At 63.5% G+C, this 13,566-nt stretch carries 13 protein-coding genes; 4 read left to right on the top strand and 9 right to left on the bottom strand.

What is annotated here, in order from left to right:
- Window positions 1-42 precede the first annotated feature (42 nt).
- Window positions 43-2,022 (bottom strand): protein meaA, encoded by a 1,980-nt coding sequence (locus FDP25_RS07290; RefSeq protein ID WP_154150335.1) that lies wholly within the window; start codon window positions 2,020-2,022, stop codon window positions 43-45.
- Window positions 2,023-2,159: 137 nt separating this feature from the next.
- Between FDP25_RS07290 and FDP25_RS07285 the strand changes: the two genes are divergently transcribed.
- The 4 genes from FDP25_RS07285 (at window position 2,160) to FDP25_RS07270 (ending at window position 7,355) form a co-directional block, all read left to right on the top strand.
- Window positions 2,160-3,530, top strand: coding sequence for a 1-acyl-sn-glycerol-3-phosphate acyltransferase (locus tag FDP25_RS07285; protein WP_154150333.1), 1,371 nt, complete (start codon window positions 2,160-2,162; stop codon window positions 3,528-3,530).
- A 144-nt stretch (window positions 3,531-3,674) separates the two neighbouring features.
- On the top strand, window positions 3,675-4,964 hold the full coding sequence (ccrA, locus tag FDP25_RS07280; RefSeq protein WP_154150331.1) for a crotonyl-CoA carboxylase/reductase: 1,290 nt from the start codon (window positions 3,675-3,677) through the stop codon (window positions 4,962-4,964).
- 157 nt (window positions 4,965-5,121) lie between these two features.
- A complete protein-coding gene (locus FDP25_RS07275) occupies window positions 5,122-6,645 on the top strand; it encodes an ATP-dependent DNA helicase (protein WP_154150328.1) in 1,524 nt (507 codons plus the stop codon).
- On the top strand, window positions 6,642-7,355 hold the full coding sequence (locus FDP25_RS07270; RefSeq protein ID WP_154150326.1) for an SDR family oxidoreductase: 714 nt from the start codon (window positions 6,642-6,644) through the stop codon (window positions 7,353-7,355). Before FDP25_RS07275 ends, FDP25_RS07270 begins: the two co-directional genes overlap by 4 nt.
- A gap of 139 nt (window positions 7,356-7,494) precedes the next feature.
- Here FDP25_RS07270 and FDP25_RS07265 read toward each other — a convergent pair whose 3' ends face one another.
- The 8 genes from FDP25_RS07265 to FDP25_RS07230 all read right to left on the bottom strand — a co-directional run bounded on the left by FDP25_RS07265 (window position 7,495) and on the right by FDP25_RS07230 (window position 13,527).
- Window positions 7,495-8,250 carry a TIGR02186 family protein gene (locus FDP25_RS07265; protein WP_154150324.1) on the bottom strand — a complete coding sequence of 252 codons (756 nt, stop codon included), beginning with the start codon at window positions 8,248-8,250 and terminating at the stop codon, window positions 7,495-7,497.
- Window position 8,251: 1 nt separating this feature from the next.
- On the bottom strand, window positions 8,252-9,166 hold the full coding sequence (locus tag FDP25_RS07260; protein ID WP_154150322.1) for a sulfite exporter TauE/SafE family protein: 915 nt from the start codon (window positions 9,164-9,166) through the stop codon (window positions 8,252-8,254).
- Between the two features lie 190 nt (window positions 9,167-9,356).
- Entirely contained in the window at window positions 9,357-9,770 is a 414-nt protein-coding gene (locus tag FDP25_RS07255; RefSeq protein WP_154150320.1) for a GNAT family N-acetyltransferase, read from the bottom strand.
- Window positions 9,760-10,350 carry a tRNA (adenosine(37)-N6)-threonylcarbamoyltransferase complex dimerization subunit type 1 TsaB gene (gene tsaB / locus FDP25_RS07250; RefSeq protein WP_154150318.1) on the bottom strand — a complete coding sequence of 197 codons (591 nt, stop codon included), beginning with the start codon at window positions 10,348-10,350 and terminating at the stop codon, window positions 9,760-9,762. Before tsaB ends, FDP25_RS07255 begins: the two co-directional genes overlap by 11 nt.
- Entirely contained in the window at window positions 10,340-10,903 is a 564-nt protein-coding gene (locus tag FDP25_RS07245) for a NifU family protein (RefSeq protein ID WP_154150316.1), read from the bottom strand. The genes tsaB and FDP25_RS07245 overlap by 11 nt, the downstream gene beginning before the upstream one ends.
- 93 nt (window positions 10,904-10,996) lie before the next feature.
- Complete coding sequence (locus FDP25_RS07240; RefSeq protein WP_154150314.1) at window positions 10,997-11,893, bottom strand: helix-turn-helix transcriptional regulator; 897 nt, start codon at window positions 11,891-11,893, stop codon at window positions 10,997-10,999.
- 96 nt (window positions 11,894-11,989) lie between these two features.
- Window positions 11,990-12,805 carry an ABC transporter substrate-binding protein gene (locus FDP25_RS07235; protein WP_154150312.1) on the bottom strand — a complete coding sequence of 272 codons (816 nt, stop codon included), beginning with the start codon at window positions 12,803-12,805 and terminating at the stop codon, window positions 11,990-11,992.
- Window positions 12,806-12,834: 29 nt separating this feature from the next.
- Entirely contained in the window at window positions 12,835-13,527 is a 693-nt protein-coding gene (locus tag FDP25_RS07230) for an ATP-binding cassette domain-containing protein (RefSeq protein WP_425500519.1), read from the bottom strand.
- Between the last annotated feature and the right edge of the window lie 39 nt (window positions 13,528-13,566).

Below are 13,566 nucleotides of genomic sequence, written 5' to 3'. Positions count from 1 at the left end.
GGCCTTTTCGTATCCGCCCCGGAGGGACATGGCCTTGCTGCCTTATTCGGCGGCGACGGCCTTGGGGTCGGCGAGCGTCACGATATCCTTCATGATGGTGTTCAGCTCGAAATCCTTGGGGGTATAGACCCGCGCCACGCCCATGTCGCGCAGGCGTTTGGCGTCGTCTTCGGGAATTATGCCGCCGACGATCACCGGCACATCGCCAATGCCCGCCTCGCGCATCCGTTTCATCAGGTCCTCGACCAGCGGGATGTGGCTGCCCGACAGGATCGACAGGCCCACCACATGCGCCTGATCCTCCTGCGCGGCCTTGACCAGTTCCTCGGGCGTCAGACGGATACCGTCATAGGAAATGTCCATGCCGCAATCACGGGCGCGGAAGGCGATTTGTTCCGCCCCGTTGGAATGGCCATCCAGCCCCGGCTTGCCGACAAGGAATTTCAACCGGCGGCCCAGTTTGTCGGAAACCGCATCCACCGCATCGCGAATGTCATCCAGACCTTCGGTCTTGTTCGACGGGCTGCCCGATACGCCGGTCGGCCCGCGATATTCGCCATGCACGCTACGCATCTGCGCGGCCCACTCGCCGGTGGTGACCCCGGCCTTGGCGGCCTTGATCGACGCGGGCATGACATTGCGCCCCTCGGCAGCGGCAACGCGCAATTCGGCCAGCGCCTCTTTCACCGCGGCATCGTCGCGTTCAGTGCGCCATGCGTTCAGGCGGTCGATCTGTTCGGCCTCGACGGTCGGGTCGACAACCATGATGCCGCCATCCTCGCCCATCAGGGGCGAGGGTTCCCCTTCGATCCATTTGTTCACGCCGACGACAACGGTGTCGTTCCGTTCGATCTTGTTCAGGCGCTCGGCGTTGCTGTCCACCAGACGCGATTTCATGTATTCGATGGCATCCACCGCGCCGCCCATGCTGTCGATATTGGCCAACTCGTGGCGCGCGCCCTCTTTCAGGGCCTCAACCTTGGCATCGACCGCCGGGTTGCCGTCGAACAGGTCGTCGAATTCCAGAAGGTCGGTCTCATAGGCCAGGATCTGCTGCATCCGCATCGACCATTGCTGATCCCACGGGCGGGGCAGGCCCAGTGCCTCGTTCCATGCCGGAAGTTGCACCGCACGGGCGCGGGCCTTTTTGCTGAGGGTCACGGCCAGCATCTCGATCAAGATACGGTAAACGTTGTTTTCCGGCTGCTGCTCGGTCAGGCCGAGGGAGTTCACCTGCACACCGTAACGGAAGCGGCGATACTTGGGGTCCTCGACACCATACCGCTCCGCGCAAATTTCATCCCATAGGTCGACGAAGGCACGCATCTTGCACATCTCGGTGACAAAGCGGATGCCCGCATTCACGAAGAATGAAATTCGCCCCACAAGGCGCGGGAAATCCTCGGCCGGGACGCGCGGTTTCAACTCGTCCAACACGGCGGTGGCGGTGGCCAGCGCAAAGGCCAGTTCCTGTTCCGGTGTCGCGCCCGCCTCTTGCAGGTGATAGGAGCAGACGTTCATCGGGTTCCACTTGGGGATATTGGTATAGCAATATTCGGCCACGTCCCCGATCAGCTTCAGCGAGGGCTTCGGCGGGCAGATATAGGTGCCGCGGCTGAGGTACTCCTTGATCAGGTCATTTTGCACCGTGCCTTGCAGCTTGCTGGTATCGGCGCCCTGTTCCTCGGCCACGGCGATATAAAGCGACAACAACCAAGGCGCGGTCGCGTTGATCGTCATCGAGGTGTTCATCTGTTCCAGCGGGATGTCGTCGAACAGCGTCCGCATATCGCCCAGATGGCACACCGGCACACCCACCTTGCCCACTTCGCCTTTGCTCAGCACATGGTCACTGTCGTACCCCGTTTGCGTGGGCAGGTCGAAGGCCACCGACAGGCCGGTTTGCCCGCGTGCAAGGTTTGACCGATACAGCGCGTTCGAGGCTTTGGCGGTCGAATGTCCCGCGTAGGTCCGGATCAGCCAAGGGCGATCTTTCTGGGTCTCATTCTGCGTCTGCGACATGGGCGGGCCTCGTGATTCAGGTTGCGCAATTTTGTTACGTTGCAAGATATCTATCTGGAACATTATGGCGCTGTCAATTCGCTGCATCGCGGCATGGGGCCATTTACCGCGGCGTCAAACCCTGTATTGCTGTCTGCATGGGCAGAATGGTGGAAATGCCGCTTTGGGCACTGATTCTTCTGGTGGCGTTCGCGGCAGTCACATTTGCATCGCATTTCCTGTTTCCCTCCGTGCGCTGGTTCTTTCGCCGCCGGATGGAGCGGGTGGTGGCCAAGCTCAACACCCGTCTGGAACGCCCGATCGAACCGTTAAAGCTGGCCCGTCGCTATGACATGATCCAACGCCTGATCTATGACCCCGAGGTCAGCCAAGCCGTGGCCGATCACGCCAAATCCGAGGGCATCCCCGAAAACGTGGCCTTTGAGCAGGCCAAGCGCTATGCGCGCGAGATCGTGCCGGGGTTTTCCGCCACGGCCTATTTCGGCTTTGCCATCAAGGCGGCGAAGTGGTTGTCGCGCAGCCTCTATCGCGTGCGGCTGGGACATTTCGACGAGGCCGCCCTGTCCAAGGTCGATCCCGAGGCAACGGTGATCTTCGTGATGAACCACCGCTCGAACATGGATTACGTGCTGGTCACCTGGCTGGCCGCCGAACGATCGGCCCTCAGTTATGCCGTGGGCGAATGGGCCCGCGTCTGGCCGCTGTCGAAACTGATCAAGGCCATGGGCGCCTATTTCATCCGCCGCAAATCCCGCAATGACCTCTACCGCCGTGTTCTGGCCCGCTACGTGCGCATGGCCACCGATGGCGGCGTGACACAGGCGCTCTTTCCCGAAGGCGGGCTGAGCCTCGATGGCGGGTTGGCCCCGCCCAAGCTGGGCCTGCTGAAATACATCGTCGAAGACCGCGCCAATAAAGATCGCGATGTTGTCTTCGTGCCGGTCGCCCTGAACTATGACCGGGTATTCGAGGATCGCATCCTCGTGGCCGCGGGCAAGGCGGGCGAACGCCGCTTTCGGGCGCGCATCTCGGTGGTGGCGCGGTTCGTGATGAAGCAATTCTGGCTGCGCATCACCGGGCGCTATCACCGGCACGGCTATGCCGCCGCCAGCTTCGGCGCGCCGGTCTCTCTCAACGAGTTCCAGGCGGGAAACCCGCGCAGCCCGGTGAAGGATCTGGCCCGCCTGCTGATGAAACGCATCGGTGAAGAGGTGCCGGTGCTGCCCGTCCCCTTGGTGGCGCGCGCCTTGATGGAGGCCGAGGCCCCCCTGTCACAGGCCGAGCTTGAGGCACGCGTGGCGCAGATGGTCGAGAGCCTGCCGCGCGCCCATGTCCACCTGCCGCGCGGCGATCTGCATTATGCGGTCGATGTCGGCTTGCGTAATCTGCGGACGCGTCAATTGATCTCGGAAGACGGCGGCAAGATCACCATCTCCCCCGACGATAGCGATATTCTGGCCTATTATGCCCGCTCCATCGCCCATTTATTTTGCACCCGCAGCGCATGACGCTGGAAATTTCTACGCTCGCGCGGTTATAAAATTACAAAAAAGCGCCCACCGGCATTGCATTGTTGCGCGATGGATTATATCCCGAAAGGCATCACCGCGATTCTGCATCGCGGCAAACGGATGTTTTTTAGGAGGCTGAACATGGCTCTGGATACCGACACGGGCATCGCGCCCTATGACGCGCCCGAAAAAGATCTCTACGAGATCGGTGAAATGCCGCCCCTGGGCCATGTGCCCAAGCAAATGTACGCCTGGGCAATCCGCCGCGAGCGCCACGGCGACCCCGACAAGAGCTTTCAGGTCGAGGTCGTGGATACATGGGAAATCGACAGCAACGAGGTGCTGGTTCTCGTGATGGCCGCCGGCGTCAACTACAACGGCGTCTGGGCAGGTCTGGGTGAACCCATCAGCCCCTTCGATGGCCATGGTGCCCCCTACCATATTGCAGGCTCGGATGCGGCTGGCATCGTCTGGAAAGTCGGCTCTGCCGTGAAAAACTGGAAGGTCGGCGACGAGGTCGTGATTCACTGCAACCAGGATGACGGCAACGACGAGGAATGCAACGGCGGCGATCCCATGCTGTCCCCGACACAACGCATCTGGGGCTATGAAACCCCCGATGGGTCGTTCTCGCAGTTTACCCGCGTTCAGGCGCAACAGCTCATGCCGCGCCCCAAGCACCTGACGTGGGAAGAATCGGCCTGTTACACCCTGACGCTGGCCACCGCCTACCGGATGCTGTTCGGCCACCACCCGCATGAACTCAAGCCCGGCCAGAACGTGCTGGTCTGGGGCGCGTCGGGCGGCCTCGGCTCCTACGCGATCCAGCTTGCCAATACGGCGGGCGCCAATGCGATCGGCGTGATCTCGGACGAATCCAAGCGCCAGTTCGTGATGGATCAGGGCGCCAAGGGGGTCATCAACCGCAAGGAATTCAACTGCTGGGGGCAACTCCCCAAGGTGAACACGCCGGAATATAACGAATGGCTGAAAGAGGCCCGCAAGTTCGGCAAGGCGATCTGGGAAATCACCGGCAAGGGCGTCAATGTCGACATGGTCTTCGAACACCCCGGCGAGGCAACCTTCCCGGTCTCGACCCTCGTGGTGAAAAAAGGCGGCATGGTCGTGATTTGCGCCGGGACCAGCGGCTTCAACTGTACCTTCGACGTGCGCTACATGTGGATGCACCAGAAGCGCCTGCAAGGTTCGCACTTCGCGCACCTCAAACAGGCCGCCTCGGCCAACCGCCTGATGTGCGAACGCCGCCTCGACCCCTGCATGTCGGATGTCTTCCCGTGGGGTGAAATTCCGGCAGCCCACATGCAAATGCTGCGCAACGAGCACAAGCCCGGCAACATGGCCGTTCTGGTGCAATCGCCGAAACCCGGGTTGCGCACCGTCGAGGATGTGATCGAGGCCGGTAAAGCCTAAGCATCGCCCCTGTCAACAGCACCGCCCGCCCGGTCCTGCCGTGGCGGGCGGTTTGCGTGTTGAGGGGGTGTGAACATTTGGCGCGGTTAACCTCTAGGATGCTCATCTGACTGCTTGCCTCTGGCGCCTTCCCGCCGCCCCTTGTAGGGTCCGCGCCATGTCGAATACGCTGCCCACATACTCCCACGATCAGGCCGAGGCCCACGACCGCATCGCCGAAGGATTGCGGGGGGCGGGTATTGATCTGGAAAATGGCACGCTCACCCCGCCACAAGAGGGGCGACAGCGTACCATGGCGGTTGTCGGTAAGGCCGGGTCGGGCAAGACGCTGCTGCTGGCCGAACTGACCCGCGCCATGACCGAGGCCGGGGTCGAGATTGTCTCGGGCGATTACGAGGGCCGCCGCCGCAAGGATCGGCGCACGCTGGCCATCCTCGCCCCCACCAACAAGGCCGCCAGCGTGTTGCGGATGCGCGGCGTGCCCGCCACCACGATTCACCGGATCCTCTATACCCCCGTCTATGACCCGGAGTACGAAAAGATCGCCGAATGGCTGGCGGGCAATGGCGACCGCCCCGAAATCGAAGGGCTGACAGACGAGGCACTGGACCGCGCCCATGCCTTTTACCAAACCCATAAATCCGTGCCGGGGGCCTTGGCCGCCGCAGGCCTGCGTGGCAGCGATTTCATCACCGGCTGGAAACGCCGCGAAGAGCCGCTGGATGTGGGCTTCGTCGACGAAGCCTCGATGCTGGACGACCGGCAGTTCGAGGACTTGCAGGAGATTTTCCCGAACCTCCTGCTGTTCGGTGACCCGGCACAGTTGGCCCCGGTCAATCAATCCGGCTCCATGGTCTTCGACAAGCTTCCCGAACCCGCCATCCTGACCCTGCACCGCATCCACCGGCAGGACGCGGACAACCCCATTCTGGATCTCGCCCACGCGCTTTCCGACCCCGACGTCGGTTTCGAGGATTTCGAGCGGATGGTCGAACAAAAGGCCCGCCAAGACGACCGCGTGCAATGGGCGCAGCGGGTCGAGGTGGACCTGATGGCGCGCTCGCCCGTGCTGGTCTGGCGCAATGCCACGCGCATCCGCCTGATCAATGCCTTCCGGGCGGTGCACGGCGCGCCCGAGGATGCGCTTTTGGAAGGCGAACCGCTCATTTGCGACGGCATCGAACTGCCGCTCAAACACCGCAAGAAACGGCTGGATTTGGAGGCGCGCGGCCTCATCAAGGGGGCGCAGGTGATCTATCTGGGGCCGGGGCGCAAACCGGGGTTCTCGCGCCTGCACGTCATCGGCGCCGAAGACCCGCAGGTCTCGGCGGCTTCCATCGTGAAGATCGAAAAACCGGACGAGGAAGAACCCTTCATCCCCTTCGCCGCCCGCATGGGGGCGACGTTCTTGCATGGCGCGGCGGTGACCATCCACAAGGCGCAAGGCAGCCAATGGCGCGACGTGCAGGTCTTCGCACCCGATCTTTACGCCGCCGCCCGCATGGGGCGGACCGAAGCCGGGCAGCCGCTGTGGAAGCGACTGGCCTATGTCGCGATCACCCGGGCCGAAGAACGCCTGCACTGGGTGGTGCGCGCACGCCTGTCGAAACCCACCGGGCCGCTGCGCACCGATGATCTTCAGGTGGCCCCCGCGCCGCTGGAACTGGAGGCCGAAGCATGACGTCCATCCTGATCACCGGGGCCAGCTCGGGCATTGGCCGGGCAACGGCCGAAGCGTTCTTGGCCGAAGGCTGGACCGTGGGCTTGGTGGCACGCCGTGCCGAACGCTTGCGCGAGATTGCAGCAGGACAGGGAAAGGCCATCCCGCTGCCCGCCGATGTGAGTGATCCGGGGGCCATGCAGGCCGCCTTTGACCAGTTCATCGGTGAGGCGGGGCGCTTGGACGTGCTGTTCAACAATGCGGGCATCTTCGGCCCGTCGGCCAGCCCCGATGAGGTGCGTGTCGAGGATTTCGATCAGGTCATGGCCGTCAACCTGCGCGGCATGTTCATCGCGGCGCGCCTGGCTTTTGCCCAAATGCGCAGGCAAAGCCCGCAGGGCGGGCGGATCATCAACAACGGCTCGATCTCGGCGCATGTCCCGCGCGAGAACTCGATTTGTTATACCACCTCGAAACACGCGGTGACGGGCCTGACGCGAAGCCTGTCACTGGACGGGCGGGCCTTTGACATCGCCTGCGGGCAGATCGACATCGGCAATGCCGAAAGCGAACTGGTGGCCGACCTGAAGGCCCGGCAACCGGACATGCAGACCATGGACGTGGCCGATGCGGCGCGGTCTGTCCTGCACATGGCGCAGTTGCCGCTGTCGGCCAATGTGCAGTTCATGACGGTGATGGCCACCAGGATGCCCTATATCGGCCGCGGCTGAGCGGCGGTTCCCAAAAGGACGCGCCTTGCGGCGCGGCAGGGGCAGCACGCCTGCGGCGTGCCGTTCGGGGGCTGTCCGCCCCCGCTTGGCCTGCGGCCAATTCACCCCCGAGGATGTTTTTGAAAAGAAGAAGGCCGGGTCAGTTTCGCCGTAGCACCCGGAATGCGGCGGAAGCGCCCCAGCCGGCCGCGATGGCGATGGCCAGCGACATCAGCCCGTAAAGCATCGGGTTTTCACGCGACAGGGTGAAAAGCCAGCGTTCCAGCCCCACCTTGCGCACGTCGATCACCGTCTCGAATTCCGAGATCACGCGGCCCTGCCGGGTGAGCAGGATACGCGTGCGGTAATCGCCCTCGGTCAGGTTCGCGGGTAGTTCGATGGCGGTGCGGAAGAGGGTTTGTTCATCCAGCGCCACCGCGCCTTCCAGCATCTGGTAGGCGTTGTTCTTGGTGCGGATGCGGATCAGCGCATCGGTGAAGTTCTGGGCGTCTTCGACGCTGCCCGGTGCGCCGACCGACCGGATGGCGCGCGGGATCGAGATCTTGTGGCGCAGGTCCTCGACACTGGTCAGCACTTCGTTGAGCGGCCCCGTGGTGGCCACAGCATAAAAGCTGGGCGCGCTGTCGATCTCGACCGCGTCGGTATTGACCCAGATGCCCAGCTTGCGATCCTTGCGGCGCACGGTCAGCGGCTTGGACGGACCCGAGATCGCGACGATCACGTCGAGCGGGTCCTCGGGGATCGGGGCCTCGCGCTTGATGGCGCCGAAGACGAGGATTTCGGAGCCCTCGAAGGTGGCGGTGATGCGCACCCTGTCGCTGGACAGTCCCAGAACGACCTCTTCGGCCTTGAGGGGCAGGGCGAGGCAGATGAGGACCAGAGCCAGTCGTAGCATGTCAGTGCCCCCCCTCTGCGCCGATGGAATAAAGCTCGGACGGCTGGATCAGCAGGTCGAGCGCCAGTTTGAAGCAGACCGCCAGCACCATGAGCGCCAGAAGGATGCGCAACTGTTCGGCCTTCATGCGGGTGCCGATCTGCGTGCCGATCTGCGCGCCGATCACACCGCCCACCAGCAATAGCACCGCCAGAGCCACGTCCACGGTAAAGTTCGTGGTGGCGTGCAGCATGGTGGTAAACGCGGTGACGAAGATGATCTGAAAGAGCGAGGTGCCGACCACCACCTTGGTCGGCATCCCAAGGATATAGATCATCGCCGGAACCATGACGAAGCCGCCGCCGACCCCCATGATCGCCGCCAGCACGCCCACGGAGACCCCGACGAGAACGGGGGGAATGACGCTGATGTACAACCCCGAGGTGCGAAACCGCATCTTGAAGGGCAGGCCATGCACCCAGTTGTGTTTCTTGCGCTTGGGCGCCTTGCCCGACCGGGTGTTGCGGATCGCGCGCAGGCTTTCGAGAAACATCATGCCGCCGATCACGCCAAGGAAGACGACGTAACACAGCTTGACCAGAAGATCGACCTGCCCCAGCGACTTGAGATAGTTGAAGACCACGACGCCAAGTGCCGCGCCAATCAAGCCGCCGATCAGCAGCACGGTTCCCATCCTGAGGTCGACGGTCTTTCGGCGCAAATGCGCCAGCACCCCGGAAAAGGACGAGGCGACGATCTGGTTCGCCTCGGTCGCCACGGCCACCGCCGGAGGGATGCCGATGAAGAACAAAAGCGGTGTCATCAGGAACCCGCCGCCGACCCCGAACATCCCCGAAAGGATGCCTACCAGTCCGCCCAGCCCCAAAAGCAGGAAGGCGTTGACCGAAACCTCGGCTATGGGCAGGTAGATTTGCATGGCTGTCAGTAACCGCAGCGCCCGTCATTTTGCAAGCGCAGAGCCGGTACAAGGCCCCGCAGGCCTGATCAATTCTTGTTAACTGGACTTATGTTTCGTGATTTCCGAAAGTCCAGTTGTGTGAAAACCCGGCTGTGAAAGCCGGGCTTTCGGTATGACCCGGGGGATTGCCCGGAGCGAGCGTAGCGTATCAGGCGGATTTGCTTAGGATCAGCGCGTCTACCGGCGCGGCCCCTTGGCGCGGGTAATACCCCTTGCGGCGGGCGGCTTCGGTATACCCTGCGGATTGGTAAAGGGCCTGTGCCGCGATGTTGTCATCGGCCACCTCAAGGAAAAACGCCTCGGCGTTCCGTATCCGTGCCTCGGTCTCAAAATCGGCAAGACAGGCCCGGCCCAGCCCTTGACCCTGATGCGCCGGATCACTTGCCAGCGTTAGCAATTCCGCCTCACCCGCCACAACCCGGCCCATGGCAAAGCACCGCGCATCACCCACGGCAAAGACATGCGGCGAGGTCAGCAATTCGGCAATCTCGCTGGCAGTCCAGACCTGCCCGCGCCCCTCAAAGGCGCGCGCGTGGCAATAGGCCATGTCGTCAGGTGTCATCGAGGATCTTCGGCGGCGCATCGCGCGACGGGGCGGCGTCGGCGGGTTTCAGGTAAAGCGGTGCGGGGGGCGGTGTATCCTTGGGGGCGTCCCCGGCGATCCGGGCAATCGACAGGGCGAAATCCTGGGGTGCGGGCGCTTGGGCAAGGGGGCCAAGCGCCTCGGCCTCCGCCCGCGACATCAGGCACGGGGGGGCATCCGTGGGGCGGATGTAAAGCTGATCGCGCGGTGCAGGCAGCGCGGGAAGATGGCCGTCGGGGGCGGTCAGGGTGATGGCCTCGAAGCCATTGACCCCGACTGCGGGAATGCCCAGCGACAGGGCCAGGCCCCGCGCCGCCGAAACGGCAATGCGAATGCCGGTGAAATTCCCCGGCCCCACGCCCACGCCGATGCGTGAAAGGTCGCGCCATGTGGCGCCACCTTCGGCCAAGACCTCCTCCAGCAGGGGCATCAGGCGCTCGGCCTGTCCGCGGCCCATCTCTTCGTGTCGGGTCACCAGAACCCGGTCGCCCGACAGCAAAGCGGCCGCGCAATGCGCGGCCGATGTGTCGAACCCGAGAATGAGAGGCTCAGACCCCAACGGGGCGCACCTCGGTCACTTCGGGGATATAGTGGCGCAGCAGGTTCTCGATGCCCATCTTCAAGGTGATGGTGGACGAGGGACAGCCGGCGCAAGCACCCTGCATGTGCAGATACACGACACCGCGTTCGAACCCGTGGAAGGTGATGTCACCACCGTCTTGCGCCACGGCGGGGCGCACGCGGGTATCCAGCAACTCCTTGATCTGGCCGACGATCTCGGCGTCTTCGCCCTCATGCTCGGCATGGCCCGAGGGGGCCTCGGCCTCGCCGGTCATCACCGGGGCGCCGCTTTGGTAATGCTCCATGATCGCACCGAGGATGGCGGGTTTCATATGATCCCATTCGATCTCGTCACCTTTGGTGACGGTCACGAAATCATTGCCGAAAAACACACCCGTCACGCCCTGCACCTTGAAGATGCGTTCGGCCAGTGGCGATTTGCCCGCCGCCTCGGCACTGGGGAAATCGGCTGTGCCCGCGTCAAGTACGGTCTGGCCCGGCAGGAATTTCAGCGTTGCAGGGTTGGGTGTGGATTCGGTCTGAATGAACATGATCGCGCCCTTTCTAGGTTATGTCAGATATGCGCGCGCAGGGGCAGAGTGTCAAGGTTTGGAATGATTCTAAAGTTTGACGGCCACGCCCTGTCATGCATTCCACTGAACGGTCCCGAGCGCGGCCAGATCATAGCCGCCGTAACTCTCCGCCCGCGTCTTGAACGCCTCGCTGCCGCAAAACGCCATCAGGGCCTGCATCGGTGGCTCGAACCACGCCTTGCGGTCGACCAGAAGGGCAAACTGCTCCTCCACCAGCGGCGCAAACTCCAACCCGTAATTCCGCGCCACGGCCTCAAGCCCGAAGGCCACGTCGCCCTCGCCACGGCGCACCGCCTCAACCGCGTCATCCTCGGTCCGGGCCACCTCGGCCTGTGCCAGTCCCGACAGGTCCAGCCCCGCCTTCGCCGCCAATCCCCGCAGCAAGGTATCCGTGCCCGATCCCGCCTGACGCGGCACAAGCCGCAGCCCCGCCAAATCGCCAAGGCCCCTTGGCGTGGCCTCGCCGGGGCGGAACACCAGCCCCCGCCGCCGCGTGGCAAAGCCGACCAGCACCGCGTTCAACCCCGCCGCCGCATCGCGGACCGCCGGGATGTTCCAGCTATCGCTGGCCGCGTCATGGATATGCAGCGCCGCCGCCATGCCCTCGCCGCGGGCGAACCGCTCCAATCCATCGCGCGACCCGTCATAAAAGCTCGCCAAGCCGCATTGCGATTGCCGCAGCGCCCAGTCCAGCAAGGGGTCGTGACTGCCCAACAGGATCGGCGGGCGCGGGGCAGGCGGGGCCGCCCCCTCGACGCCCCCGGATGTCGCCCCCTCGATCCACGCGCGAATCTCTGCCGCCGGGAACAGCAACTTGCCGGTGGCCCGCGAACAGGGCACCTCGCCCGAGGCCGCAAGATCGTAAATCTTGCGTTCCTTGAGGCGAAGAAGCTCGGCCAGTTCCCTGACCGTCAGGTAATCGTGATCGGGAAAGGAAGGCTCACTCATTCGGGCATCCTGGAACAGCAAAAGGGCGGCCCACCATGGACCGCCCCTAGTCTTAGAACCTTTCAGGCGTGACGAAAACCCGCCCAGGCCCGATCCTCACTCCGGAGCATTCGGGAAGAACAATTGCTGACCCGAGACCTTGTAGGCCTCGATCGCATCCTGGCCCTCATCCGACAGAAGCCACTCGGCAAAGGCCTGTGCGCCGTCCATGTTCACGCTCGGGCATTTCTCCGGGTTCACCGGGATCACGCCATACTGGTTGAACATGTCCTCGTCGCCCTGCACCTGGATCTGGTAATCCTGCTTGTTGTCAAAGCTGATCCAGGTGGCGCGGTCGGTCATAACGTAGGCGCCCATGCCGATCCCGGCATTCAGGGTCGCGCCCATGCCGGAGCCGGTCTCGCGGTACCAATCGCCGCTGGCCGCAGTAGGATCGACACCCGCATCGGCCCAAAGCGCTACTTCCTTCTTGTGCGTGCCGCTGTCATCCCCGCGTGAGGCGAAAAGCGCGCCTTCCCCGGCGATCTTCGACAAGGCGCCCTGCACGTCCTCCATGCCGCCCACGCCCGCGGGGTCACCCGCCGGGCCGACGATGACGAAATCATTATACATCAGGTCGGTCCGCTCGGTGCCGAACCCGGCTTCGACGAACTTTTCCTCGGATGGTTTGGCATGGACCAACAACAGATCACCATCGCAGTTTTCCGCGTTCTTGATGGCTTGTCCGGTGCCCACGGCCACCACGTTCACCTGAATGCCGCTTTCTTCCTGAAAGATCGGCAACAGATAGTCATACAGGCCCGAATTGGCCGTCGATGTGGTCGATTGCACGATGATCGACTGGTCCTGTGCCATGGCTCCACCGGCCATGGTCAGGGCAAGCAGGCTAGCGCCAATTGTGCGTTTCAGCATTGGGGTCTCTCCCTTGGGTTGGTTGATGGTCAGACGACAATCCTGCCGTTCAGATAGTCCCGCGCCGCCTGTGTTTGCGGTTCGGGGAAAAATGCATTGGCCGGGCTGTGTTCGATCACCCGCCCGCCATGCAGGAAAACCACGTCATCGGCCATGCGTCGGGCTTGGCCCATGTCGTGGGTGACAAAGATGATCCGCACGCCCCGTGCCTTGGCTTCGCTGACGATCCCTTCGATCGCCAGAACCGAAGCCGGATCAAGGCTTGCCGTGGGCTCATCCAGAAACAGGACGTCCGGCTCGCTTGCCAGGGCCCGTGCCAGCGCAAGCCGCTGCGCCTCGCCCCCCGACAGCAGACGCGCGGGTTGCCGGGCCTTGTGCGACAGGCCCACATGCTCCAACAGCGCGTCGCGCTTGCCCCGGTCTTTGCCGCGCGCCTTGAGGACAAAGTCGATGTTGGCCGCCACCGATCGGCGCAACAGGACAGGCTTCTGGAACACCAACGCCTGCCGCTTCGTGGCCTCTGCCGTGTCACGCCCGGCCCAGTCGATCATGCCGCCCGTGGGGGCCATCAATCCATGCAATAGCTTGAGTAACAGGCTCTTGCCCGCGCCATTCGGCCCCATGATCATGGTGCAGCCCGCAGGCCCCAGATCAAGGTCCAGATCATCCAGAACCGGTGTTCCGCCAAGTTCAAGGCACAGGCCGCGCACGGTCAGTGGCATCTGGGGCGCGCGCGCCTCATTCGTCGCCGCCTCCGCCCG

It is taken from the genome of Roseovarius bejariae, assembly GCF_009669325.1.
GTDB classification, from domain to species: Bacteria; Pseudomonadota; Alphaproteobacteria; order Rhodobacterales; family Rhodobacteraceae; genus Roseovarius; species Roseovarius bejariae.
The sequence above is the reverse complement of the archived record's forward strand: the minus strand, read 5'-3'. Positions and strand labels throughout refer to the sequence as shown.

Excerpts from the sequence above, each read along its gene's own strand:
- ccrA (WP_154150331.1), top strand. The coding sequence starts at position 3,675 with ATGGCTCTGGATACCGACACGGGCATCGCGCCCTATGACGCGCCCGAA.
- FDP25_RS07245 (WP_154150316.1), bottom strand. The coding sequence starts at position 10,903 with ATGTTCATTCAGACCGAATCCACACCCAACCCTGCAACGCTGAAATTC.
- FDP25_RS07230 (WP_425500519.1), bottom strand. The coding sequence starts at position 13,527 with ATGCCACTGACCGTGCGCGGCCTGTGCCTTGAACTTGGCGGAACACCG.
- FDP25_RS07265 (WP_154150324.1), bottom strand. The coding sequence starts at position 8,250 with ATGCTACGACTGGCTCTGGTCCTCATCTGCCTCGCCCTGCCCCTCAAG.
- FDP25_RS07270 (WP_154150326.1), top strand. The coding sequence starts at position 6,642 with ATGACGTCCATCCTGATCACCGGGGCCAGCTCGGGCATTGGCCGGGCA.
- FDP25_RS07255 (WP_154150320.1), bottom strand. The coding sequence starts at position 9,770 with ATGACACCTGACGACATGGCCTATTGCCACGCGCGCGCCTTTGAGGGG.
- FDP25_RS07235 (WP_154150312.1), bottom strand. The coding sequence starts at position 12,805 with ATGCTGAAACGCACAATTGGCGCTAGCCTGCTTGCCCTGACCATGGCC.
- FDP25_RS07240 (WP_154150314.1), bottom strand. The coding sequence starts at position 11,893 with ATGAGTGAGCCTTCCTTTCCCGATCACGATTACCTGACGGTCAGGGAA.
- FDP25_RS07290 (WP_154150335.1), bottom strand. The coding sequence starts at position 2,022 with ATGTCGCAGACGCAGAATGAGACCCAGAAAGATCGCCCTTGGCTGATC.
- FDP25_RS07285 (WP_154150333.1), top strand. The coding sequence starts at position 2,160 with ATGGGCAGAATGGTGGAAATGCCGCTTTGGGCACTGATTCTTCTGGTG.
- FDP25_RS07275 (WP_154150328.1), top strand. The coding sequence starts at position 5,122 with ATGTCGAATACGCTGCCCACATACTCCCACGATCAGGCCGAGGCCCAC.
- FDP25_RS07260 (WP_154150322.1), bottom strand. The coding sequence starts at position 9,166 with ATGCAAATCTACCTGCCCATAGCCGAGGTTTCGGTCAACGCCTTCCTG.